Here is a 24,159-nt window from a genome sequence, read left to right on the forward strand (position 1 = left end):
TGGAAACCCCTCTCTTAAACTGATATAGGAGATATAATGGATTTTACAAAGTTCTCGAATTCTTCCAATGCTGCGGCTTTTGTATCGAAATTTTGTAAATTAGTTTCTAAGTCTGCTAGCTTTTTTAAGAGAGCACTACCTACAATGACTCCATCACATACTGGCAATAGATTGGTAACCTGATCTGCATTTGAAATACCAAACCCAACTGCTACTGGTATATTGGAGTGTTTTTTCACAGATTCAAGGAATGGATATACACTTTCATGCAGTTCTTTTCGCACACCTGTTACACCTAGTGAGGAAACACAATACAGAAACCCTTCTGCCTCTTTTGCAATCATCTCTATGCGCTTTTCAGACGTTGGTGCCACTAAGGAAATGAAGAACAGCCCTTCTTCCTTGCACCTAGAACGTAGTCGACCACTCTCTTCAAAAGGTATGTCAGGAACTAATAATCCATCAATATCATTTTCTTTCGCTAACGCGAAAAACGATTCTTCGCCTAATTGTAGCACAGGATTATAGTAGGTAAAAAGAATTATCGGAATATTAACGCCTCTATTTCTCATGACACTTACTAGGTTCATTGCCTTTTTAATAGACATTCCATTCTTTAAGGCTTTAGAAGCCGCTTCTTGAATAATAGGCCCATCTGCTAGCGGATCAGAATAAGGTACCCCTAATTCTAATGCAGAAGCTCCAAGCTTTTGAAGCATTAGTGCGAGATCCACTGTTGTCTCTTCATCAGGGAAGCCTGCGACGATAAAAGGAATAAACAAAAACTCAGTAGTCGGTATTGTTCTTTTAACAGACGTAGTCATTATGCTTCACCCTCCATTCGTTCCATAAGTGTATGCACATCTTTATCTCCACGTCCTGATAAACAAACTAATATTGTTTGTGATGGATCCATTTCTTTTGCTAGTTTGAACGCACTTGATAAAGCATGTGCTGATTCAATGGCAGGAAGAATGCCTTCTGTTTTTGTAAGAGTTTGTAAGGCTTCTAATGCTTCACCGTCTGTTACACTTACATAATTAACTCGTTCAACACTCGCTAAATAGGCATGCTCAGGTCCAATGCCCGGATAGTCTAACCCTGCTGAAATAGAATATGGTTCAATGATTTGACCATTTTCATCTTGAAGAAGATAAGTTAATGACCCATGAATAACACCAGTTGTACCTTTTGTAATCGTAGCAGCGTGGTGCTCTGTATCTACTCCTAAACCAGCAGCCTCAACCCCAACGAGTTTAACAGGATCTTCAAGGAATGGATAGAACATCCCAGCAGCATTACTTCCACCGCCTACACAAGCTACAACTGTATCAGGAAGCTTCCCTTCCTTTTCTAAAAATTGTTCTCTTGCCTCGTCGCCGATAATCCGTTGAAAGTCACGAACCATCTTTGGATATGGATGTGGTCCTACTACAGAACCAATCATATAAAAATGGTCGTCACAATTAGCAACCCAGTATCTAATCGCTTCATTAGTAGCATCCTTTAGCGTTCTATTTCCACTCATAACAGGAACGACAGTAGCACCTAAAAGCTTCATTCTAAATACGTTTAAGGATTGACGTTTAACATCTTCCTCACCCATAAAGACGATGCATTCCATACCGAATTTAGCCGATACAGTTGCTGCTGCAACACCATGCTGACCTGCTCCTGTTTCCGCGATAATTTTCTTCTTGCCCATTCGCTTTGCTAACAAAGCCTGGCCAAGAGCGTTATTGATTTTATGAGCACCTGTATGGTTTAGATCTTCTCTTTTAAGGTAAATTTTAGCTCCACCCAATTGCGATGTAAGATGGTCAGCGAAAGTAAGAGCAGTTGGTCGCCCTGAATAATTCTTTAAAAGTGAAATATATTCTTCACGGAATGCTTCATCTGAATTCGCCTCATCTAAAGCTTTTTCAATTTCTTCTAGTGGATTCATTAATGTTTCTGGAACAAACTTCCCTCCAAATTCACCAAATCGTCCAAATTTATCAGGATATGTTGTTGTTAACATAGTAATCAACCTCATTTTCTATTCTCTGTATTAAATCCTTATTCTTTTGCTCATTTACTTCTATACCAGAAGCAAGATCAATACCGATAGGATTAAATTCTAAGAGTTCTTTTATATTTTCGACCTTTACTCCACCGGCAATAAAGCACGGTACTCCTTGTATTTCGGCTTCCTTTAGATAGTTTGGAATAGATGCCCAGTCAAAGGATTGACCAGTACCTCCCCATGCCTTTGGAGATTTAGTATCCACGACATAACCATCTGCAATAGATTGAAAGGTTCTCATATATTCCAATGACGTATCATCATGATGAATAGCTTTCCATACAACTAGTCCTGTAGCTTTCTTAATCTCCTTTAAATCTGCCGGCGTTTCTATACCGTGGCATTGAATAATCTGTAGTGGAATTTCCTCACATGTTTCCTTAATGGTCTCTAAGCTTTCATTTACAAAAATACCAGCTAGCCGTTTTGTTGGAGGTAATGGTTTTGTCTCTAGCCATGCTTTCACCTGTTCTTTTGTGACGTTTCTTTTACTAGGTGCGAAAATAACACCAAGAACATCAGCCATACTATCTACGACATAACACCAGTCTCCATAGCTTCGGTTTCCACAAAATTTAAGTAGCGGTCTAGTCAACTTTACCTTCTCCAAACAATTTTAAAATACCGTCTCCTGGATTTTTTTCTCTCATAAACGCCTCGCCTACCAATACTGCGTGTGCACCCGCATTCTTCACAAATTGTAAATCCTCGTATGTGTGAAGGCCACTTTCACTGATCACTAAGCTAGATGTTGGTAGATAGGCTATAATTTCTTTTGTATGTTCAAGGCTTGTTTCAAAAGTGGATAAATCCCGGTTATTAATACCAATAATTTTCGGAGCAATTTCTTTTAGTAAGGCTTCTACAGTCTGGATTGAATGAACTTCAACTAAACACTCAATTCCAAGTTCTTGTGCTTCTAAATAGAATTCCTTTAACTTGAGTGGTTCAAGAACTTCTCCAATTAATAAAATAGCATCTGCACCCATATATTTACTTTCAAGAAGCTGCTTTCTATCAACGATGAAATCCTTACGAAGGACTGGTACATTGACCACTTGTTTAACGTTTGATAGATATTGTTTATGTCCTTGAAAGAACTGCTCATCCGTTAGTACAGAAATGGCATCTGCCTTAGCCTCCACATACTGCGTCGCAATACTAACAGGGTGAAAGTCTTCTCTAATTACACCCTTAGAAGGAGACGCCTTTTTCACTTCAGCAATTAAACCGATCTCTCTATTTGCATTCTTAAGTGCTTCATATAAAGAATAATGAGTAAACTCCTGCTCTACTGGGAGCTGAAACTGTTGCATTTCTTCATTTTTAACTTGAATGATTTTACTAAGCATAGTGATGAACCTCCTTACTAGATAACTCCTGCAAATGGTGGATTACCTTTTTAGTATCAATCGCTTCTCTAGCTAAGTCAACTCCCTCTTTTAGTGAGGCAGCTTTACCTGATACATAAATCGCCGCACCTGCATTGAGTATTAGCGTATTTCTAGCACTCTCGTTTGCTAGATTATTGAATACATTTAAAATTAACTTCGCACTTTCCTCAACTGAGTCTGCACGAATGTCATCAAGGTTTCCTACCGGTAATTGAAAGTCAGAGGGATGAATCGTGTAGCTAGTAATCTGACCATCCTTTAATTCAACAACATCTGTATCAGTCGTGATGGATATTTCATCTAATCCATCTCTTCCTGTTACAAAGAGCACGTGGGTGGACCCAAGAGTCTTTAAGGTTTCTGCCATCTTTAAGGCAAGTTTAGTGTCATATACTCCAATAACCTGACGCTTGGATTGAGCAGGGTTAGATAAAGGTCCTAATAAATTGAACACTGTTCGGAAGCCGATCTCTTTTCTTGGGGCAACCGCATGCTTCATTGCTGCATGATAATTGGGAGCAAATAGGAAAGTCATATTAGTTTCCTTAAGTGCCTGATTTGCTTCTTCAGGGGTTGATTGGATTGATATGCCTAATTGTTCTAATACATCGGCACTTCCACTTTTAGAGGAAACTGCTCTATTTCCATGCTTTGCTACTTTAATTCCTAGTGAACTTGCAATAATAGCAGACGCAGTTGATATATTAAAGCTCGACACTCCATCTCCACCTGTTCCACACGTGTCAATTACCTCTTCTTTATTATCTAATTTTAACGTATTCATATGTTTACGCATGGCTTGTGCAAATCCTGTAAGCTCATCCGTTGTCTCTCCTCTAAATCGTAAAATCGAGAGTAGGCTAGCTATTTGACTAGATGTTGCTTCCCCACTCATGATTTCATTCATTGCCTCTTCGGCCTCAGCTCTTGAAAGTGTCTTACCTTCGATACACTCATGTAAAAGATTTCTTAACACTTTACTCTCTCCTCTCTAGAAAACGTCTTCTCAGCTAACTGAATGGCTTTTATAACAGCACTGGCTTTATTAATGGTCTCTTTATATTCCAACTCAGGGATGGAATCGGCTACTACTCCTGCACCTGCTTGAACATAGGCCACTTTATTTTTTACAACAGCCGTTCGAATGGTAATACAAGAATCGATATTACCGTCAAATCCAATATAAGCAACTGTCCCTGCATAAGCATTTCTAGCTACTGGCTCAAGCTCTTGAATGATCTGCATCGCTCTCACCTTTGGTGCCCCTGAAACTGTTCCTGCCGGAAAGGATGCGAGCAGCGCATCAACAGGTTCAACATCTTCACGCAGTACACCCGTTACTTTTGAAACAAGATGCATAACATGAGAGAAATAGTGAAGCTCTTTAACCATCGGGACCTTCACACTTCCGTATTTAGCCACTCTACCAATATCATTTCTTGCTAAATCTAGAAGCATATAATGCTCTGCCTGCTCCTTTTCATCCTGCAATAGTTCTTCACCTAGTGCTTGGTCTTCCTGATCTGTTTTCCCTCTTCTTCTAGTCCCAGCAATCGGATGAATTTCAAGATGTCCATCCGAAACCTGAATCAGCTTTTCTGGAGAGCTTCCAACAATTTCACAATCATGTAACTTTATATAAAATAAGTAGGGTGATGGATTAACGAAACGTAAGACACGATATAAATCAAATCCTTTTGTTTTGACTGGTATTTCAAAACGTTGCGATAAAACGGTCTGGAAAACATCTCCTGCTGAGATATACTCCTTGATTTTATTCACATGGTTGATAAATGACTCTTTATCATAACTTGATTTGACATTCGTAAAATCAACTTCAAAATTTTTAGGATTTAATAATGGCTCATGATAATACTGGTGCTTTGATAAAACACCAATATATGTTTCTATTAACTGATTAGCTTCATGAAAGCATGACTGCTTCTGTTCTTGATTCTCATTTCCATCTAATTGAGCATAATGGATAAATGTCAACTCTTTTGTAGAGTGTGAATACACGATAATAGTTTCACAGTACATAAGGTGATAATTTTTTAATTGTAGATCATCATTTTTATGTTTGGGTACCTTTTCAATACTAGACACAGCGTCATACCCAATGTAGCCAACTGCCCCACCGCGAAAAGGAATGTCACGCTCAACTTCCTTGACCTTCAAAAGCTCTTTTACAAACTGAACCGCTTGTTGTAGCTCCGTTGTTGTATATAAGTGCTCTTTTTTCTTATTTAAAACATGTAATTCGTCTTCGTTCTCTTCTATTGTTATAAACGGATTTAACCCAATAAAAGAGTAGTTTGACCATGGTGACTGTTCATCATTACTCTCTAGTAAGTAAACAGCCTCTTCTTTAAATGCTTGGAAAATTTGGATAGGGGTTAATGTATCGACAAAGTACGATTGTAAAATCGGGATTGTACGATAATTGGTAGTATCTCTTAGAAACGCAGATTGATTATATGTGGACATGGGTCACTCACTCCTCCAAACGATTAGTCGCCAGGAGAATGAGAGAAATTGAGGGTATGAAAATACACAACTTGTAAGAAAACAAGTCTAATGTACGATATTCATTTATAGATATAGGTCTATTAAAACTTGTTGATGATTTTCGTTTCAGGACATCTGTGTCCTTCCTACAATCAACACGTTAACAGATCCATAAATATAAAAACCCAAAGACAAACAAGCCTTTGGGTAGAATTTATCGCATTATTTCTCAACTATCCTCAGCTATCTCAACTCATTCTCATCTACCCTATTACTATATAGGAACTCTCTTCAACTAAACTATGCTCTTACTAAACTTTATTAAATATTATTACAATTCAGTACTATTTGTCAACCGTAAGTCCGGCCTTAAATCAATTGCACGTTCCTGATAAATATGTTTGATTTCATGAGGAGCTAGGTTCGTATTCACTGTCATCATAACTCTAATGCAATGTGACAGTGAATTCGGCACTGGGATTTCCCTTGCACAGGTAACTGGTACAAATGTAAATCCAACAAGTCTTCTTAACGCTTTGGCAGGAAATACAGCATCAATTTCATCAGTCACCGTAATAAGTATAGAAGCGATATCTGAAGGCTCTACACGATTTTCTTCTACCATTTCTTTTAATAACATTTCTGTTTTATTTAGAATTTCATCTGCAGAGTTTTCGCTTACGGTTGTTGCTCCTCTGATTCCTCGTATCATACTTATCCCTCCCTAACATATTGTTGAAGAACCTCTAGCAGTATACGATCCTCAACCTCTTGTATCGTTAAACTACCAATTTCATTCATCAAACACATTCGAATACTACCTTTGATTGCTTTTTTGTCTTTTTTCATCTTCGCTAGTAATGACTGTACGGAGATCGTAGTAGGAAATTGCGGATACCCGATTGCATCAAACCAATCTTGAAGCTCCTTTACTGGTAATGATACATGTAGTACTTTTTCACTCACCTTCATAGCAAAGATCATTCCAATTGCTACAGCATCACCATGACTAATATTTCCGTAACCAAGTTCAGATTCTAACCCATGCGCCAGTGTATGACCAAAATTTAAATACGCACGTATACCCGTTTCCTTTTCATCCTGGTTGACAACATCAGCTTTAACTTGAATTGCTCTTTTTAGAGCAACCTTAAGAATCGGTCCCTTTAATTTATCCATATTGGGGACCTCTTCCCGAAGCCATGGGTAAAATTCTTTATCCCATATGAGTGAATGCTTAATTAGCTCTGCAAAGCCCGCTCTCCATTCATCCTCAGGAAGAGATTGCAGAAAAGATAAATCATACAAAACAGCCTCTGGTTGATAAAAAGCTCCAATTGAGTTTTTACCAAGATGATGATTAATCGCGACTTTACCTCCAACAGCACTATCATGAGCTAATAAACTAGTAGGTGCCTGGATAAACCTAATGCCTCTCATAAAAGTAGCTGCCACAAAGCCTGCTAGGTCACCAACCACTCCTCCACCTAGTGCGAGAATTAAGGAATTTCGGTCTAGACCTTTTTCCATTGCAAAGGTTTGGCAATCATAAAACATTTCAACCGACTTTGACTTTTCTCCACTTGGAATAGACTTTGAAGAAACAACCGTATATTCTCCAAGTGCTTCCTCAACATCTTGTAGATATAAGGGTGCAATTGTGTCATCCGTTATAATCAAGATGGATGATGGTACATTCTTTAGAACATCATCTAGAATTTCCTTTTGCTGAAAAAGCCCTGTTCCTATTAGTAAAGGATATTCTCTAGAGTTCGTTTGTATTAATAGTTGTGTCATTAAAATTTCCTCGCCCGCTCTTTTGCCTGCTGGACATTCTGTTGAATTAAATCGATTCGATCTTGTCCAAACTGTTCAACAACAGCACTAGCAAGCTCCCATGCAACCACAGACTCCGCAACTACACTAGCCGCTGGTACAGCACAGCTATCCGAACGCTCAATACTAGCTTCAAACACTTCTTTCGTTTCAATATCAACACTTTTTAAAGGCTTATATAAGGTAGGAATAGGCTTCATTACACCTCGAACTACAATAGGCATACCAGTTGTCATTCCGCCTTCAAATCCACCTAGATTATTCGTTCTACGAGTATAACCAGATTCCTCATCGTATAAGATTTCATCGTGAACTAAACTACCAGGAATTTCTGCCGCTTTAAACCCAATACCAAATTCAACGCCCTTAAACGCATTTATACTAATAATTGCAGCTGTAATTTTCGCATCTAGTTTTCGATCATAATGAACATAACTTCCCATTCCAATTGGGACACCTTCTACAATTACTTCAACAATCCCACCAATAGAATCTCCATTCTGCTTTGCTTGATCGATTGCTTCCATCATTTTAGATTCAGCTTCTGAATCAAAGCATCTAACTGGTGATTCCTCTGTCACATTTTTGAGTTGCTCTATACTTTCGTATTGTGGTGGCTCTGCTTTCACCCCACCAATTTCTAATACATGCCCACCAACTTGAATTCCTAACTCACTTAGTACTTTTTTAGCAACAGCCCCAGCTGCCACTCTTACTGTTGTCTCACGTGCAGATGAACGTTCTAAGACGTTTCGCATATCACGATGACCGTACTTGATCGCCCCATTTAAATCCGCGTGACCTGGTCTTGGTCTAGAAACCTTTCTTTTCACTTCGGTTTCATCCAAATCAGTAGGTTCAATACCCATAATGTTAGTCCAGTGCTTCCAGTCATTATTTTCAACGACTAAAGTAATGGGAGAGCCTAATGTTAAGCCATGACGAACCCCGCTTACAATTTTCACCTGGTCCTTTTCAATTTGCATTCGGCGACCTCTACCATGCCCTTTTTGTCTACGTGCTAATTCTTCATTAATATCTTCAACCGTTAAAGGAACACCTGCAGGTACTCCTTCAATAATGGTGGTAAGTTGTGGTCCGTGTGATTCGCCAGCTGTTAAATACCTCATCTCGTTTGCCTCCTTTATCGCTTTAAAGCTTTTATGTACTGAATATATAATTAAAAACAAATATAACATACTTTGAAAAGATAGATAAGTACTAAATCTTATTATTTTGTATTTAATAAAAACTTTTTAAGATCATGATTACTTATTAAGTCACAGATTACCCTTATCATTTTATCATTCTGTAGTTTTCTTATAAAGATTACAAAAATATCGTTAAGTTCTTTGCTATTGCAAAGAGTCCCTTATCTAAAATGGCATCGATGAGTAACTATTTACTCTCCGTTCCAGAACACTCGCTTTCCGGGCGGTCTGGGAGTCTCGCGTTCTTCCACTACAATCAAGGTTTGAAATAATATTTAGATTATTAATCAAATCCTTTAAAAAAATAGGCCCTCCTCATGAGGACCTATGCTTTGCGATAGAAGAAGGTGTCTTCTGTTTCAAATTGATATGTTTGTGGGTTAAAGATTTGCTCGGTACTTCCTACAAATAAAATACCTCCAGGTTTTAATGAAGAACTAAATTTGCGATAGAGAAGATCCTTTGCTTCATCTGTAAAATAAATCATAACATTTCTACATACGATTAGGTCGTAATTTTGATCAAAAGAGTCAGACAGCAGGTTCTGTTTTTTAAACGTTACCGTCTTCTTTATAGCATCATCAACCTTATAAAACATTCCATCTTGTTGAAAATATTTCGCTTTTATATCAGCAGGGACTTCCTGAAGAGATCTTTCAGGATAAATTCCAGTTTTTGCTCGGGCAATCGCATTTTCGTCTAAATCGGTTGCGTGTATCGAGATTTCATGTAACGGCATAAAGTTAGACAACACCATTGCAAGTGAGTAGGGTTCCTCACCAGTTGAACATGCTGCACTCCATACTTTTAGTCTTTTATTTTGCTTTAAAAGATTGGGGATAATCTTATCTTGAAGAATCTTCCACCTAACACCATTACGATAGAATTCCGATACATTAATCGTCATTCGATCAAGAAACTCATCGAATAACTTTTGTTCGGAAGTCATGGCTCGGTAAAATTCATCAAAATCCTTATAACCTTTTTTTTCATATAAAGAAGTTAACCTTCTTTTCATTTGGGCCTCTTTATACAACGATAAATCAATGCCCGTTTTCTTTTTAACATTTGCTATAAAATTGATATAATCCTGCGACATATTTAATACCTCTTTTTTTGAAGTGTCTAAGTCCTTGATGCAATAATCTATTTGTTTAATTTGATTATACAGGACAAGCTTCAGAGAGTTAATCATTTTATTTCAATTTACTGCTGTTAGGATTTGGTAAGGTATGTATTGCAATTCATAAGGCAACGCGGATGGATTAGAGGTTGAAGTAGGACTCACCTAAATTGAGGAAAGTATTTAAATGACTAACGAAAGTTTTCAAGAACAAAAGGAGCTGGAGTATAATTTCTTAACTGTGTTAAACCTTGTAGTTGATTTTCGTTACAGGACACTCGCATCCTGTAACGAAAATCAACAGTGCAAAAAATCAACACTAGTCTTTAACACAGCTTAAACTATAAAAAAAACCAGTCATCATCGACTGGTTTTAAAGTGGATTAGTAAATTAGTTCGTCCACTGATTAATAAGCTTTGTATATTCTACTAACTCTTCTTGCTTAAAGAATAAGTTAATTTCACGTTCAGCGCTTTCAGGAGAGTCTGAGCCATGAATGATGTTCTTTCCAACAGTTACTGCAAAGTCACCACGGATTGAACCTGTAGCTGAATCCTTAGGGTTTGTAGCACCCATCATGTGTCTAGCTGTTGCGATTACATTTTCTCCTTGCCAAACCATAGCGAAAACAGGACCTGAAGTAATAAAGTCAACAAGTTCACCGAAGAAAGGACGTTCTTTATGTTCTCCGTAGTGAGTTTCTGCTAATTCAGTTGGGATACTCATAAGCTTAGCTCCAACTAGTTGAAATCCTTTTTTCTCAAAACGTGCTACGATTTCACCAATTAAGTTACGTTGAACTCCATCAGGCTTTACCATTAAAAATGTTTTTTCCATTGTATTCACTCCTGTACCATTATGTATAAGCTTACATACAAGCCCAACCAAAATACTAACATTCTTTTACATGTTTCGCAATAAAACCTAGAATTTCCTCTTACCAATATATTTCGCAATATTTATAAGCGCTATTTTTGATGTATTATTCGGGAGTTGTTCTACTGTTTTTAGAGCCTTTTGTAAGTACCAGTCACTGTACTTAATAGACTGTTCTATACTTCCACTTTCTTTTATAGCTAAGATAATCGACTTCATATCAATGTCACTTATATGCTCGTTTACATCCTCTATTTTGGCTCGAAGCTTATCATCCTTCATTGCTAGTAATACTGGTAGAGTAATGTTCCCTTGTCTCAAATCGTCACCAACAGGTTTTCCGAGCTCTTTTTCAGTCGATGTAAAATCAAGGATATCATCAATAATCTGAAAAGACATACCCACATAATAGCCAAATAAAAATAGCTTTTCGTGTATTTCACGAGGTGCATCTGAAGCTACAGCTCCAAGCTGACAGCTAACAGCTATTAATAATGCTGTTTTACGTTTTATTCTTCGTAAGTACGTCTTCAAATGTTGATCAAAATTGTATTTATCTCGAATCTGCTCTATTTCACCCAAACTAACTTCTACTATGGAATGAGAAAGAATTTTATGCGCTTCTGGATTATCGATGTTTGTCATTAATTCTAAAGACCTAGCAAAAATATAATCCCCTGTGTACATAGCAATTCGATTATCCCATTTAGACTTAATCGTAGGTTGTCCACGTCTTAATTCTGCATCATCTATCACATCGTCATGTACAAGTGAAGCCATATGGATCAGCTCTAACGCAACCGCCACATTTTTAATGACCGGTAATTTGTAATTCCCAAACTTACCTGCAAGCAACACAAAAACAGGACGAAGTCTTTTACCTCCTGCCTGTAATGTATGCAACGAAGCCTCCTGAAGAAGAGGATGCTCTGACTTAATTGTATCTTGAAGTTCTTTTTCTATTTCTTTTAGATCCGTATTCAAAAAAGAATACATTCTATTTAACTTCATAACATTCACCTAAATTTTTCTGCAAATTTACTATTTAGAGATCAATCTTCTTTGTAACCAATATGAGTCGCAGCAACACCAAACGTATGAGGCTTAACCTCGACACTTGAGAAACCGGCATTTTTAAACATCTTTGCAAGCTCACTCATACCTGGGAAATCCTTAGCAGACTCCTGTAGCCAAGAATACTCTTCGTAACTCTTAGCAAAGATCTTTCCGAACATCGGCATAATGTGTTGAAAATAGAGGTAATACACCTGTTTAATTCCTGGAGTCTCAGGCTGTGACGTCTCAAGGCATACTGCCTTTCCACCTGGCTTAAGAACACGATGCATCTCTTTTAATACCTGCATATAATCTGGAACGTTACGAAGGCCAAACCCGATTGTAACAAAGTCAAAAGAATTGTCCGGAAAAGGAAGCGACATGGCATTTCCATGTATAAGCTCCACTTGTTCAAGCTTCAATTCCTCTACCTTTTGTTGACCAACACTTAACATATTTTTACTAAAATCTAAACCATATACTTTTCCGTTTTTTCCAACTGCATTCCCAAGAGCAATGGTCCAATCAGCAGTTCCGCAACAAAGATCAAGAGCATGATCTCCTTTTTGGACATTCATTAATTGCATCGTTTTTTTACGCCAAGCAATATGACGTTGAAAACTGATAATGGAATTCATCAGGTCATATTTATCCGATATCTTTTCAAATGTACGGTGAACCCTTTGTTCTTTAGATTCTTCCATATTTCACCCTTCTTCCAATATAGAATGTACTGGTTGAATATCTACTTTGTTAATAATGAGATGGATACGTTCGAGAATAGCAGAATCAATAGTTGAACTACTTATGATATTTTGAATTCGTTCACGTGTATTCATGATCATTACATCTAGTTTAGTAACTGATGCCGATGAGTTCAAATCCCTGGCTTCACTATTTAAGAAGTTAATCATTACAGAATGACCAGTTTCTATATATTTTCCCTTTTCTTTATATAAGCGCTTAAGTAATAAAATTTCTAAAAGTAAAGACTTCCAATTAGATAGTCCGAAGGTATTCGCTATATTAATAAAAAGTTCACCTTCTATTATTTTTAGACTATCAACTATAGTATCCCCGTAGGATGAATCCTGGCGATACACTCTAATTTTGTGCTCATTTATAAGCTTAATACAATGTGCAATAGATTTAATCATCGTGATATCTTCTATTTGTGAAAGCAAACTATAATATAAGCCACTAAAATAATCCCCTGCTAACACCTTTAGTTGCTGCTTCTTTTGTTCAAGATCTCCTAGCTTTTCTGCTGTTGATACCTCTTCATGAACATCGAGCGCAACTTGGACAAGTATAGTTGTGATTATATATGTCTCTAGTGTCTTATCATCAATTTCTGCATCATTACACATCGCGACTAATAGAAAAAGCTTATCCTCATCCACTTTGGGAGTATCAATAAACTTATTTAGATAAGAATGGTGAATAAACTGATTGATCTTCTCAAGTATATATGTTTTTTTTCTATTGATGTCATTCACATTTATCACCCTTGTCCCCATTCAAATCCAATCTATTATTCCACTTCAACATATCACTATATCCCACCATTTATTATCAGTGAGAATACTATAAGGCATCATCCATTATAGCATAGTAAATGAAAATTGTTGTAATATTATCATTGACTCCTCTAAAAAAATAAACACTCTATTCTAAGGGTTCTGAGGTTCCGCTCAACTACGTACTCGAACCTTTGCTACAAACAAATTAAGCTTTACCAGTAATAATCATAAAATAGTCTAAAGAAAATAAAAATATCCATACATTGGTAAAAAAATCTCTAAAGTAGAAAAACTTGGCTTGTGCCAAGTTTTAAACTAGAGAATACTTAGTTTCTAATGTTTGGGTGATTTCTATTCTACTTCTGTATCGACTTGTCCATGTGCAGTAATAATCACGGCTTTTCCTCTAATTTTTACTGCAGAGGTATGTTCAGTAAACTGGGCAATCATTACTTCACCTTTGTCCAATTTTTCAGAATGGTGAAATCTTGTATCAGTACCTCTCGTTAAACCGATTACATTTACACCATTTTCCTTGGCTTTAATGACGAAGAAGTCGTTATTATTTTGCTCTTTCATTCAATAGCTCCCCTTCAACACGAACTTTATTTCTTTAACTATCTCCTAATCACTATAAAGTGTCAATATTAAGATTGACTATTTGATTAAAGATAGGACTTCTGCTCTTGCTGCCACATCATCAACAAAGACTCCTCTTACTGCGGATGTAACAGTTGATGCACCAGGTTTTTTAATCCCTCTCATTGTCATACACATATGTTCGGCTTCTACTACTACCATCACACCTAATGGTTCAAGAGTTTCTACGATTGAATCTGCCACTGTTGATGTTATACGCTCTTGTAACTGTGGTCGTTTCGCAACTGCTTCTACTGCTCTAGCTAACTTACTAAGGCCCGTTACACGACCTCCTCTTGGAATGTAGGCAACATGCGCTTTTCCATAGAAGGGAACAAGATGGTGCTCACACATTGAAAAGAATGGAATATCTTTAACTAATACTAACTCTTCATGATCTTCTCCAAAAATTGTTTTGAAATGCTCTTTTGGATCCTCATTTAGGCCTGAAAAAACTTCTGCATACATTCTTGCTACACGCTTTGGTGTATCTAGCAGACCTTCACGATTTGGGTCCTCACCAACAGCTTCCAATATTAATTTTACAGCGTGTTCAATTTGTTCGTAATTTATAGTAGACATAGAGAGGTCCCTCCTGTATTTGCGAATAATGTAATTTTAAATGATGACCTTTTTATCAAAAAGGAAAACTTGTCTAACAGAATTCTAGCACATGGCCATTATATTAGCAAAAAAGAAGAGTCGCACAATATGTGCGACTCTCTCTCCCTGGTATGTAAGGATTATTTTACTGCATCTTTAAGTGCTTTTCCTGGTTTGAATGCAGGAACCTTGCTTGCAGCGATTTCGATTTCTTCTCCTGTTTGTGGGTTGCGACCCTTACGAGCTGCACGTTCACGAACTTCGAAGTTTCCAAAACCAATTAGTTGAACCTTATCACCATTTTTAAGTGCGTCTAAAATTGAATCAAAAACAGCATCAACTGCTTTTGTTGCATCTTTCTTAGAAAGTTCACTAGCCTCTGCTACTGCGTTAATTAAGTCTGTCTTGTTCATGCCATTCACCTCCTCCCAAATGGATATTCGGTGCATATGATCTCGAGTAGAGATATACGTCACATTCATTTCTGCTTTTTTACAAATGCGCTTTGAACACATAAGTTTGTAGTTGTGAAATAAACAGCGTACTATCATTACTTCACATTTTTTCATGATTATATACTTCCAAATGCAAGCAAATCGCCTGCAAGCCTTATATTAAACGATAATTTGACATAATTCAATACATTTCAATAGAAATATTTCATATTTAGGCATATTTCTCCATTCCTCGAGTTAACATTTTAGAAAATTCCGTTTTCCACCCTACCTTTTGGATGTTCCCACAAAAAAAGACCCCTACACGGAGTCAGGGGCTTATAGGATGATAGCGATTAGACCGCCAGAGCCTTCATTAATTATTCTCTCTAATGTTTCCTTAAGTTTATATCTAGCATTTTCTGGCATTAATGATAGCTTTGCCTGAATGCCTTCACGTACGATGGAGCTTAATGATCTACCAAAAATATCTGAATTCCAAATTGATAGTGGATCATCTTCAAAATCTTGCATTAAGTAGCGAACTAATTCCTCGCTTTGCTTTTCCGTTCCGATAATTGGTGCAAACTCAGACTCAACATCTACCTTAATCATATGGATGGATGGAGCTACTGCTTTAAGCCTTACACCGAATCTCGAGCCTTGGCGAATAATCTCAGGCTCATCTAAGGCCATATCCGATAAAGCTGGTGCTGCAATTCCATATCCTGTTTGCTTCACCATTTTTAGCGCATCTGCAACCTGATCATACTCTGCCTTTGCATATGAGAAATCCTGCATAAGTTGTAGTAAGTGGTCTTTCCCTCTAATTTCTACACCAACTACTTCTTTCAAGATTTGATCATATAAAGTATCTGGTGCATACAAATCAATCTCTGCTACACCTTGACCCATCTCAATACCAGCGAGGCCAGCATTATCGATAAAGTCATACTCACTGAAGAGACCAACCACTCGATCTACATCTCGAAGGCGTTTAATATCCTTAACCGTATCCTTTACTGCCTCTTGGTAGCTTTCACGTAACCAGTGGTTGTCACGTAATACCATTACCCAGCTTGGTAGGTTAACATTAACCTCAAGAACAGGGAATTCATACAATGCTTCACGAAGTACGTTATACACATCAGTTTCTCTCATGCTTTCTACGCTCATCGCTAACACTGGAATATCATACTGCTCAGATAACTTTTGGCGTAATTGTTCTGTTTCAGGATGATGTGGACGAACCGTGTTAATAACCATGATAAACGGCTTGCCAACTTCCTTTAACTCGTTAATTACTCTTTCTTCTGATTCTAAATAATCATTTCGAGGGATTTCTCCGATGGATCCATCCGTCGTAATAACTACACCAATTGTTGAATGCTCTTGAATAACCTTACGCGTCCCGATTTCTGCTGCCTCATGGAAAGGAATTGGTTCCTCATACCACGGGGTGTTAATCATTCTTGGACCATTCTCATCCTCATAACCTTTTGCTCCTGGTACTGTGTATCCTACACAGTCTACTAGACGGATATTCACATCTAGTCCATCTGCTACATGCAAGGAAACAGCCTGATTTGGAACAAACTTTGGTTCCGTAGTCATGATTGTCTTGCCTGCAGCACTTTGAGGTAACTCATCTTGTGCGCGTGCTTTGTCAGCTTCATTTGCAATATTCGGTAAAACTACTAATTCCATAAACTTTTTAATAAAAGTAGATTTCCCTGTTCGAACTGCACCTACAACTCCTAAATATATATCGCCACCAGTGCGCTCAGCGATATCCTTAAAAATATCTACCTTTTCCAAGTGATCCCCTCCCGATCTTCAAAACTCTTTGGGATAATAATCTATCCAAAATGACTAATAATCTAGGACAGTATATCTTATGATGTTGTCCTATTTAATTATGACTATTGTTGTAGAAATTTTTTTGAATTCTACTAAATTGTTTTGCTATGTTAAAGCCACATGGTGACCAAGCCTACTTTTCTTTAACAAAGCATAAGTATGTTGAAAGGGATTTTGCCACCTTAACTAACCCTCATATAGGCTGAAGATAGACGTATTTCAATAACAAAAAACCCTTCTGTAGAGTGTATTCTAATCAGAAGGGTTCATGACAATTTTATTAAGTTTTTCTCACTTTTTTTCAAGCATTGTTGTTAGAGTAGTCCTTCGTTGGACGAGTTTACTAGTCTTGTTGTGAGCAAAAGGGGCAAGTGCCCCGACAAATGATGGCAGGCTAAGTGCGCAACGTCCTGTTGCAACGCCTGCCTGACCTGCATCCTGCAGGCCTCCGACTAGCAAATGTTCCTTGAAGCGAAAAAGGTGATCTTCCCTTTTATTCTTCAAGGGTTATTTGACCTCGAGGGCCTGGGCGCTGAAGCTGGATTACTAGGAAAACCATTAAATAAAGATAACACTAAAAGCTTATGCTTTCTTAGTCTTGTAAAAAAACAGGTTCATTGTTTTCAACCGTATAGGGAACCGAGAACGCTGGAACAAACACTGCATGATCTAAAAGGATAGGTCTGATGTCATCCCCAGGCTGGAATTTATGATCTGTTTCCTGTAAAAGCCGATATAAATCTAGTGAATAATCTATAAATATTTCACCTTCATTATTAATGATGAAGGGTAGGTTTTCTCCAGAATAGGGACTTACCACAAAAGGAGGCTCCTCATACCCGAGCTTTTCATAATCTACCGTAAATATATGGTCAGTCAATATTTTATCAAATGGTGGATACCCTCCATTTGTTCTTTTATAGGCCTGTATTCTTGTCTTGAGCTCGCGAATCCCATCAGCTAGGCGTAAATCAATTAACTTTACCGTAGGATTTTCTTCAACATCAACTAAAACATATTGATAAATACCGCCACTTTCATATGCTGAAGAAGGAGGTTCTGCCAAATAGCGTGGAACAACTTTGCTAAAATCAACTGGATATTTTTGATAGATAGGTGTTTCCATATCACGATCCTTAATAGGTAAAAGCCCACCACTATCCTCTCGAAACTGATTAACAGCTGTTTGAACGGATTGTAGTTGATCGGTATAGGGTATTGAGTTCTGTGCTAGTCTATCATCCGGATATAAGCAACCAGATAAAAGAAATGAGCAAATAATTAGAAGTAGTGTATATTTTTTCATCTTATTCCGCCTTATCTAAGCTATTTGTTATTCACTTACCGGTCCTGTAAACACAACAAAGAAAATAACAATACCTGCTATAATCATCATCAAATACGCTAAAATAGCGGTTGTCCATTTAAAAAATCCTTTTAGTTTATATCTACTAAGCATAATGGTCATAACTGAGAAGAACATTAACCCCATTGCGCCAAGTGCAAACCACATCTTTATAAGTCCTGTTGACATCCTCTTCACTCCTTCTTAAATCGACAAATATTATACCATATAATTATGGTTATTTGAAAATAGTAACGTACCACGGGTGTAGCTTATGTATAGAAATCAGTAAATGCATAATAAGTAGAACTTCCTATATAAAATATAACTTGTAAAGGTATTGAAGTCATGAAACAAAATATCCCAAGAACAAAAGGCGCAAGCGCCGCGAAAATGATGACAGGCTAAGTGCGCAACGTCCTGTTGCAACGCCTGTCTGACCTGCATCCTGCAGGCCTCCGACAAGCAAATGTTCCTACATCAATAAAAGGGTGCTCTTTCCCTTTTCTTGATGTAGGGTTATTTGACCTAGGAAAAAGTGTATTTTCTTTTTCCCTCGAGGTAGGATGAAATTGCAAAGATCGTCGCAATTTCATCTTGGCTGGGCGCTGGAGCCGGATTCAAATGCACTAACCCAAGTTATCAACAAGTGATAAATTTTATAATTTCCTAAATGACAAACTAACTTTAAAGCAATAAAAAAAAGCTGAAGTAAAGGGGGCAGCCTTACTTCAGCACGACTAGATATACCCATATTACAACAAAGCAGCTCAACTCAAAGTTTGCTTCGTAGTATTGTATGCATTTCAAGTTTATTTGCATCCATCGGTAGCCTATTTATGCTAATTTTATTTCTTAAACATTTTACCGATTGTATTTATGTCCAAAGGCATATTATTACTGATAATCGCCTCTACAATCTTATCCTCTTTTTCCTTTGTTACCGGTTTACCAGCAAGAGTAGAAACCTGTTTAATAAGCTGACGAACAGTTTGTTCATCCTGGAAGTTGGCACCTTTAACGGAATCAGCTAAATTAAAGATATCTTCTTTTTTTATGTTTGTTTTCTTTTCAATGTTATCAAATAGACTCATAAAAATAAATCCTCCTCTACATAAGACTCACCATATCCTATGCAGAGGGGAGGAAACTGTGATTAAATTTTTAGGCAAAAACCTACTCAGCCTATTTGGAAGGACGATCAAGGATGGAAGCTAAGTCTTCCATTTCATGCGTTTTGCCACGGGCCATTAATGAGTCAACGGCTTCCTTCGGTTTTTTATTATTAAAAAGGACATCGTATAATGCATTAGTGATTGGCATACTAACATTCATCTTTTGTGCTAACTGATAAGCTGCTTTCGTTGTTCGGACACCCTCAACTACCATACCCATATTATCAAGCACTTCATTCAAACTTTGACCTTTTCCTAAAAGATTGCCCGCTCTCCAGTTTCGACTGTGAACACTTGTACACGTTACAATCAAGTCTCCGATTCCAGTAAGCCCCGCAAAGGTTAAAGGATTAGCACCCATCGCAACACCTAATCTGGCAATTTCAGCAAGTCCTCTTGTGATTAAGGCTGCTTTCGCGTTATCACCATACCCTAAACCATCTGTTATTCCTGCTGCAAGCGCAATTATATTCTTTAATGCTCCCCCAATTTCCACACCTACGACATCAGGGTTGGTGTATACTCTTAGATGTTGATTAATAAACATATCTTGAATCTTTTCTGCGGACTCCATATTCTCGCATGCTACTGTGACAGTAGTCGGTTGTCTTCTGCTAACCTCTTCTGCGTGACTCGGTCCAGATAAAACGACTACGTCTACTAATAGATGTGATGGCATTTCTTCTTGTATTACTTCCGATACCCTCTTAAAAGTATCTGGTTCAATACCCTTACTAACATGAACAATGGTGATTGGCTTGTCGATCACTGCTCGAATTTGCGCCATAACTTCACGTATCGCCTTAGTCGGTACAGCTAAAATGATTCTGCCGATGCCTTCTAATGATTCTTGTAAAGATGTATAACCTTTAATATTACCAGGTAATATAATACCCGGTAAGTACTTCTCATTGGTATGCTGATTATTAATTTCGTTTATTTGTGCTTCTTTGTGTGCCCACAATCGAACCTGATAACCATTATCCGCTAGCACGATCGCTAATGCTGTTCCCCAGGATCCAGCACCTACAACTGTTACATCCCCCACGTTCATCCTCCCCTTCTTCTTTATTTTCTAGCTCTAGCAAAGATCTTAATTGGAGTTCCTGTGAATCCAAATGCCGCGCGAATTTGATTATCTAAAAACCTCTCATATGAAAAGTGCATAAGCTCCGGTTCATTTACAAATACAGCAAAGGAAGGTGGCTTTACAGCTACTTGAGTTGCATAGTAAATTTTTAGACGCTTGCCATTATCTGTTGGAGTTGGATTCATCGCAACAGCGTCCATAATGACATCATTTAATACATTGGTTTGTACGCGTAAATTATGATTCTCTGCAGCCATGTTGATCATTGGCAACAATGTATGAATTCTTCGTTTCGTTTTTGCAGATAAAAAGATGACTGGTGCATAGTCAAGGAATTGGAAATGTGCACGAATCTTCCTTTCATATTCCTGCATCGTCTTTTCATCTTTTTCTACAGCATCCCATTTGTTAACTACAATGACTACTGCTCGTCCAGCTTGATGGGCATAACCTGCAATTTTCTTATCCTGTTCAATAATACCTTCTTCTCCGTCTATAACCACTAACACGACGTCAGAGCGTTCAATAGCTCTTAAGGCACGAAGTACACTATATTTTTCAGTACTCTCGTACACCTTCCCTTTTTTCCTCATTCCAGCTGTGTCGATGATGACATACTCTTGCCCATCCTTCGTATAAGGGGTGTCAATCGCATCACGTGTTGTTCCAGCTATATCACTTACAATTACTCGTTCTTCCCCAAGTAGTGCATTAACTAGAGAAGACTTTCCAACGTTAGGACGGCCTATTAAAGAAAATAGAATCGTATTCTCGTCGTAATTTTCCTCTTCTCTTACTGGAAAATGAGCTGCTGCCATATCTAATAAGTCTCCGATTCCAAGACCATGTGAACCAGAAACAGGTACAGGTTCACCAAATCCTAATGCGTAAAAATCATAGATGTCTACTCGCATTTCTGGATTGTCAATCTTGTTAACGGCGAGAACTACTGGCTTATCGGAGCGATAAAGAATTTTAGCAACCTCTTCGTCTGCATTGGTAACTCCTTCACGACCGTTAACCATAAATATAATAACATCCGCTTCATCTATTGCTACCTCAGCCTGTTGACGGATTTCTGTTAAAAACGGGGCATCTCCAATTTCAATACCACCCGTATCGATAATATTAAAATCGTGGTTAAGCCACTCTGCTGAACTATAAATACGATCTCTCGTTATTCCTGGGATGTCTTCTACGATTGATATTCTTTCCCCAACAATTCTATTAAATATAGTTGACTTCCCTACATTTGGTCTTCCAACTATTGCAATAACTGGTTTTGGCATTTATTTTACTTCCTTTCTATTCCAAGCACTTTGGCTAAACGCTACTCTATGTAGATAAAGCGCGTAAATCCCTTCTATATGTAACAGAAGGGTCACGACATGCTAATCTTTTTAATCCTACCAAAAATGTGCAAAGAGAACAATGTTTTCCTTCAATGCTTTACCACTATATATACCTCATCGCTTAATTTATGAGCAATTCCATCTGTTATCGCTTCAACATTCTTAGCAAACTCGTCCATCTCAGCCACCGTATCACACAGAAATATGGCTGTTCCACCAGCCGCTTTTTTAGGATTGGTTGTGATAATTGCTAATATAAATTTTTCAAGATTCATTTTATTTTATGCCCCTTTTGATTAGCTTTTGATTCAGTTGGCATACGTATCGCATTTTCTAGTGTAGGAACCTGGCCAATTACCTCAATTGCTTTTTCATAATCTCGAACCTGAGGTAAGACAAACACTCCAATTCTTCCATCATCCAAGTCACGCTTAGCCAATGGAACAAGTGCAGGTGTACCAGAATCTCGATAAACCCCCATTGCTGTTGATACGTCATGCAGAATCGCTTGACGTTGACCGAGGTTAGCTATAGTTGATCTTGCATCAAAATTCTTAGGTTTTAAGATAAACCCCATTCCATACTTCAATACTTCTTTCTGTCTCTCTGGAATTCCTATATTCATAATGTAAATATTATCTACATATAAACCCGCTCCCTCAAACCTTGGCTCAACATATTCAATATCCACAATATCTTTTAACTTTCCACCACTCATTAATTTCTTTGAAAGGAAAAGCCCAATGAGACCAGCTACTAACCCTGCCCATATATTCCATACAATATATGAGAATGTCGAAATAAACGAAGTAAATATAACTAAATAGTTTCTTCCTTCAAAAGCAACCGCAATTCCTTCTATATATGTATTTCCTCTTGATACAAGTTCAAAACCATCCAACTGCGCTAATGTATTTCTCTCCATATTTCGAACTTCCCTAAACTGTGAGGCCGCCAAGGTGAGAAACGTAATAGCAGTAAAATCCTCTTCCATGATGGACGGAACGGCAACGGTACCCAAACCAGCCGCGATGAAGCCTAACGCTATATGAATAATTTTCCCGTGTAGATAGGTGGGATATTGACGGTAATCTGTTTTTAACATATATAAGCGAGTTAGTGTTCCAATAGCAACACCAAAAAGTATCGGATAGGTGTATTCACTCATAAAATCCCAGCCTTTCTTTTGTTTGTTCTTTTTGTAACCTGATTCAAAGCGACTGAAAGTAACTCAAATCCGTTCCAAGTTGAAATAAATGTAATTCCAATTGCCATCACATCAAAAAATGCAAGATTACCAAAAGTAATCGGGAAAGAATAAAAGTCCATAACGAATCCATACAATAAGTCACCATGACAAATGCCAAATAGGAACGCTATATACCGATCCTTTTTCGCCTTAAATAAAAGTAGCACCAAGTAGGTTAAGACAAATGCGAGCATAAAGGAAGGATGAAACATCACCCAAACAGGATCAAAAATGCTGTATAAATAAAAACTTACATAGGAAAACGAAATGATTACCGTACAAACAAAGAGATATAGCAGTTTTTTATACGAAAAATCTCTTACTAGTAAATAATTAAGTAAAAGTAGCAAAACAAAACCAATAGACACACTAGTATGTAAAACTGAGAATGTTTGATGGGCAGTAAAGATCACTACTAACAAACATGCAGCTAATCCTGTTCTAAGTTTTCCTTTTTTTAAAAAGAATGTGAGGACAATCCACCCTAGCCAAGCAAACCAATAAAACCAAATGCCTTCCAAGACCATCCCTCCTATCATTTCCATTATTGCTTCATTTATTAAAAATTAATCATCTTCGTTGCTGAATGTGAAATTCGTACACGGGAAAGAATAAGGAAGTAAATGGACGAAGGAGGGATATATATGGGAAAAGACCGTCAAGAGACAAAGCTTAGGAAGGAAAAGAGAGTGGAGTCTGATCGTGATCAACAGTTAACTTATCCTGGTGCTACTAGAATGGAAAGCCCGGAAAAGTCTAGAGAGCGCAACGAAAAATAACATGATCTAACATATAAAATAATCCAAAATAAAAAAACAG

General features: G+C 37.6%; 28 protein-coding genes. 2 read left to right on the forward strand and 26 right to left on the reverse strand.

What is annotated here, in order from left to right:
- Positions 1-14 precede the first annotated feature (14 nt).
- The 10 genes from trpA to G4D63_RS05730 form a co-directional block, all read right to left on the reverse strand.
- Entirely contained in the window at positions 15-824 is an 810-nt protein-coding gene (gene trpA, locus G4D63_RS05685; RefSeq protein ID WP_163178642.1) for a tryptophan synthase subunit alpha, read from the reverse strand.
- Positions 824-2,020, reverse strand: a complete 1,197-nt coding sequence (trpB, locus tag G4D63_RS05690) for a tryptophan synthase subunit beta (protein WP_163178644.1) — start codon at positions 2,018-2,020, stop codon at positions 824-826. The genes trpA and trpB overlap by 1 nt, the downstream gene beginning before the upstream one ends.
- Positions 1,998-2,660: a phosphoribosylanthranilate isomerase gene (locus G4D63_RS05695; protein WP_163178646.1), complete on the reverse strand. Its 663-nt coding sequence runs from the start codon at positions 2,658-2,660 to the stop codon at positions 1,998-2,000. Before G4D63_RS05695 ends, trpB begins: the two co-directional genes overlap by 23 nt.
- Positions 2,653-3,417 (reverse strand): indole-3-glycerol phosphate synthase TrpC, encoded by a 765-nt coding sequence (gene trpC, locus G4D63_RS05700; RefSeq protein WP_163178648.1) that lies wholly within the window; start codon positions 3,415-3,417, stop codon positions 2,653-2,655. Before trpC ends, G4D63_RS05695 begins: the two co-directional genes overlap by 8 nt.
- Complete coding sequence (trpD, locus tag G4D63_RS05705; RefSeq protein ID WP_163178650.1) at positions 3,410-4,435, reverse strand: anthranilate phosphoribosyltransferase; 1,026 nt, start codon at positions 4,433-4,435, stop codon at positions 3,410-3,412. Before trpD ends, trpC begins: the two co-directional genes overlap by 8 nt.
- Positions 4,429-5,946, reverse strand: a complete 1,518-nt coding sequence (gene trpE, locus G4D63_RS05710; protein ID WP_163178652.1) for an anthranilate synthase component I — start codon at positions 5,944-5,946, stop codon at positions 4,429-4,431. The genes trpD and trpE overlap by 7 nt, the downstream gene beginning before the upstream one ends.
- A 352-nt stretch (positions 5,947-6,298) precedes the next feature.
- Complete coding sequence (aroH, locus tag G4D63_RS05715) at positions 6,299-6,679, reverse strand: chorismate mutase (protein ID WP_163178655.1); 381 nt, start codon at positions 6,677-6,679, stop codon at positions 6,299-6,301.
- Between the two features lie 2 nt (positions 6,680-6,681).
- Positions 6,682-7,764 carry a 3-dehydroquinate synthase gene (gene aroB / locus G4D63_RS05720; protein ID WP_163178657.1) on the reverse strand — a complete coding sequence of 361 codons (1,083 nt, stop codon included), beginning with the start codon at positions 7,762-7,764 and terminating at the stop codon, positions 6,682-6,684.
- On the reverse strand, positions 7,764-8,933 hold the full coding sequence (aroC, locus tag G4D63_RS05725; RefSeq protein ID WP_163178659.1) for a chorismate synthase: 1,170 nt from the start codon (positions 8,931-8,933) through the stop codon (positions 7,764-7,766). Before aroC ends, aroB begins: the two co-directional genes overlap by 1 nt.
- A gap of 406 nt (positions 8,934-9,339) precedes the next feature.
- A complete protein-coding gene (locus G4D63_RS05730; RefSeq protein ID WP_163178662.1) occupies positions 9,340-10,113 on the reverse strand; it encodes a CheR family methyltransferase in 774 nt (257 codons plus the stop codon).
- 211 nt (positions 10,114-10,324) lie between these two features.
- On the opposite strand from G4D63_RS05730, the gene G4D63_RS05735 reads away from it, so the two are divergent.
- Positions 10,325-10,477: a hypothetical protein gene (locus G4D63_RS05735; protein WP_163178664.1), complete on the forward strand. Its 153-nt coding sequence runs from the start codon at positions 10,325-10,327 to the stop codon at positions 10,475-10,477.
- A gap of 51 nt (positions 10,478-10,528) precedes the next feature.
- On the opposite strand, the gene ndk is transcribed toward G4D63_RS05735, so the two are convergent.
- From ndk to G4D63_RS05815, 16 genes are all read right to left on the reverse strand, one after another.
- Positions 10,529-10,975, reverse strand: a complete 447-nt coding sequence (gene ndk, locus G4D63_RS05740) for a nucleoside-diphosphate kinase (RefSeq protein ID WP_163178666.1) — start codon at positions 10,973-10,975, stop codon at positions 10,529-10,531.
- Between the two features lie 87 nt (positions 10,976-11,062).
- Positions 11,063-12,025: a heptaprenyl diphosphate synthase component II gene (gene hepT, locus G4D63_RS05745; protein ID WP_163178668.1), complete on the reverse strand. Its 963-nt coding sequence runs from the start codon at positions 12,023-12,025 to the stop codon at positions 11,063-11,065.
- 41 nt (positions 12,026-12,066) lie between these two features.
- Complete coding sequence (locus G4D63_RS05750) at positions 12,067-12,774, reverse strand: demethylmenaquinone methyltransferase (protein ID WP_163178670.1); 708 nt, start codon at positions 12,772-12,774, stop codon at positions 12,067-12,069.
- A 3-nt stretch (positions 12,775-12,777) separates the two neighbouring features.
- Entirely contained in the window at positions 12,778-13,569 is a 792-nt protein-coding gene (locus G4D63_RS05755; protein ID WP_163178672.1) for a heptaprenyl diphosphate synthase component 1, read from the reverse strand.
- A gap of 375 nt (positions 13,570-13,944) precedes the next feature.
- The gene (gene mtrB, locus G4D63_RS05760; RefSeq protein ID WP_163178674.1) at positions 13,945-14,172 is read right to left on the reverse strand and encodes a trp RNA-binding attenuation protein MtrB; all 228 of its coding nucleotides are present in this window, start codon (positions 14,170-14,172) and stop codon (positions 13,945-13,947) included.
- Positions 14,173-14,250: 78 nt separating this feature from the next.
- A complete protein-coding gene (folE, locus tag G4D63_RS05765; protein WP_163178677.1) occupies positions 14,251-14,814 on the reverse strand; it encodes a GTP cyclohydrolase I FolE in 564 nt (187 codons plus the stop codon).
- A gap of 161 nt (positions 14,815-14,975) precedes the next feature.
- Complete coding sequence (locus G4D63_RS05770; protein ID WP_163178679.1) at positions 14,976-15,248, reverse strand: HU family DNA-binding protein; 273 nt, start codon at positions 15,246-15,248, stop codon at positions 14,976-14,978.
- A 360-nt stretch (positions 15,249-15,608) separates the two neighbouring features.
- The gene (spoIVA, locus tag G4D63_RS05775) at positions 15,609-17,087 is read right to left on the reverse strand and encodes a stage IV sporulation protein A (RefSeq protein WP_163178681.1); all 1,479 of its coding nucleotides are present in this window, start codon (positions 17,085-17,087) and stop codon (positions 15,609-15,611) included.
- Positions 17,088-17,721: 634 nt separating this feature from the next.
- Positions 17,722-18,435 (reverse strand): hypothetical protein, encoded by a 714-nt coding sequence (locus G4D63_RS05780; protein WP_163178683.1) that lies wholly within the window; start codon positions 18,433-18,435, stop codon positions 17,722-17,724.
- 27 nt (positions 18,436-18,462) lie between these two features.
- A complete protein-coding gene (locus G4D63_RS05785; RefSeq protein ID WP_163178685.1) occupies positions 18,463-18,663 on the reverse strand; it encodes a DUF2768 domain-containing protein in 201 nt (66 codons plus the stop codon).
- 659 nt (positions 18,664-19,322) lie between these two features.
- Entirely contained in the window at positions 19,323-19,568 is a 246-nt protein-coding gene (locus G4D63_RS05790) for a stage VI sporulation protein F (protein ID WP_163178687.1), read from the reverse strand.
- 91 nt (positions 19,569-19,659) lie between these two features.
- Positions 19,660-20,703 (reverse strand): NAD(P)H-dependent glycerol-3-phosphate dehydrogenase, encoded by a 1,044-nt coding sequence (locus G4D63_RS05795; protein WP_163178689.1) that lies wholly within the window; start codon positions 20,701-20,703, stop codon positions 19,660-19,662.
- A gap of 14 nt (positions 20,704-20,717) precedes the next feature.
- Positions 20,718-22,028, reverse strand: coding sequence for a ribosome biogenesis GTPase Der (gene der, locus G4D63_RS05800; protein ID WP_163178691.1), 1,311 nt, complete (start codon positions 22,026-22,028; stop codon positions 20,718-20,720).
- Between the two features lie 152 nt (positions 22,029-22,180).
- Positions 22,181-22,366, reverse strand: a complete 186-nt coding sequence (locus G4D63_RS05805; protein WP_163178693.1) for a capping complex subunit for YIEGIA — start codon at positions 22,364-22,366, stop codon at positions 22,181-22,183.
- A complete protein-coding gene (locus tag G4D63_RS05810; protein ID WP_163178695.1) occupies positions 22,363-23,259 on the reverse strand; it encodes a YIEGIA family protein in 897 nt (298 codons plus the stop codon). The genes G4D63_RS05805 and G4D63_RS05810 overlap by 4 nt, the downstream gene beginning before the upstream one ends.
- On the reverse strand, positions 23,256-23,861 hold the full coding sequence (locus tag G4D63_RS05815; protein ID WP_163178697.1) for a YphA family membrane protein: 606 nt from the start codon (positions 23,859-23,861) through the stop codon (positions 23,256-23,258). Before G4D63_RS05815 ends, G4D63_RS05810 begins: the two co-directional genes overlap by 4 nt.
- A gap of 123 nt (positions 23,862-23,984) precedes the next feature.
- Here G4D63_RS05815 and G4D63_RS05820 point away from each other — a divergent pair, with 123 nt between their 5' ends.
- Entirely contained in the window at positions 23,985-24,119 is a 135-nt protein-coding gene (locus tag G4D63_RS05820; protein ID WP_163178699.1) for a YpzI family protein, read from the forward strand.
- Positions 24,120-24,159 lie beyond the last annotated feature (40 nt).

The organism is Bacillus mesophilus (assembly GCF_011008845.1).
Classification (GTDB): domain Bacteria; phylum Bacillota; class Bacilli; order Bacillales; family SA4; genus Bacillus_BS; species Bacillus_BS mesophilus.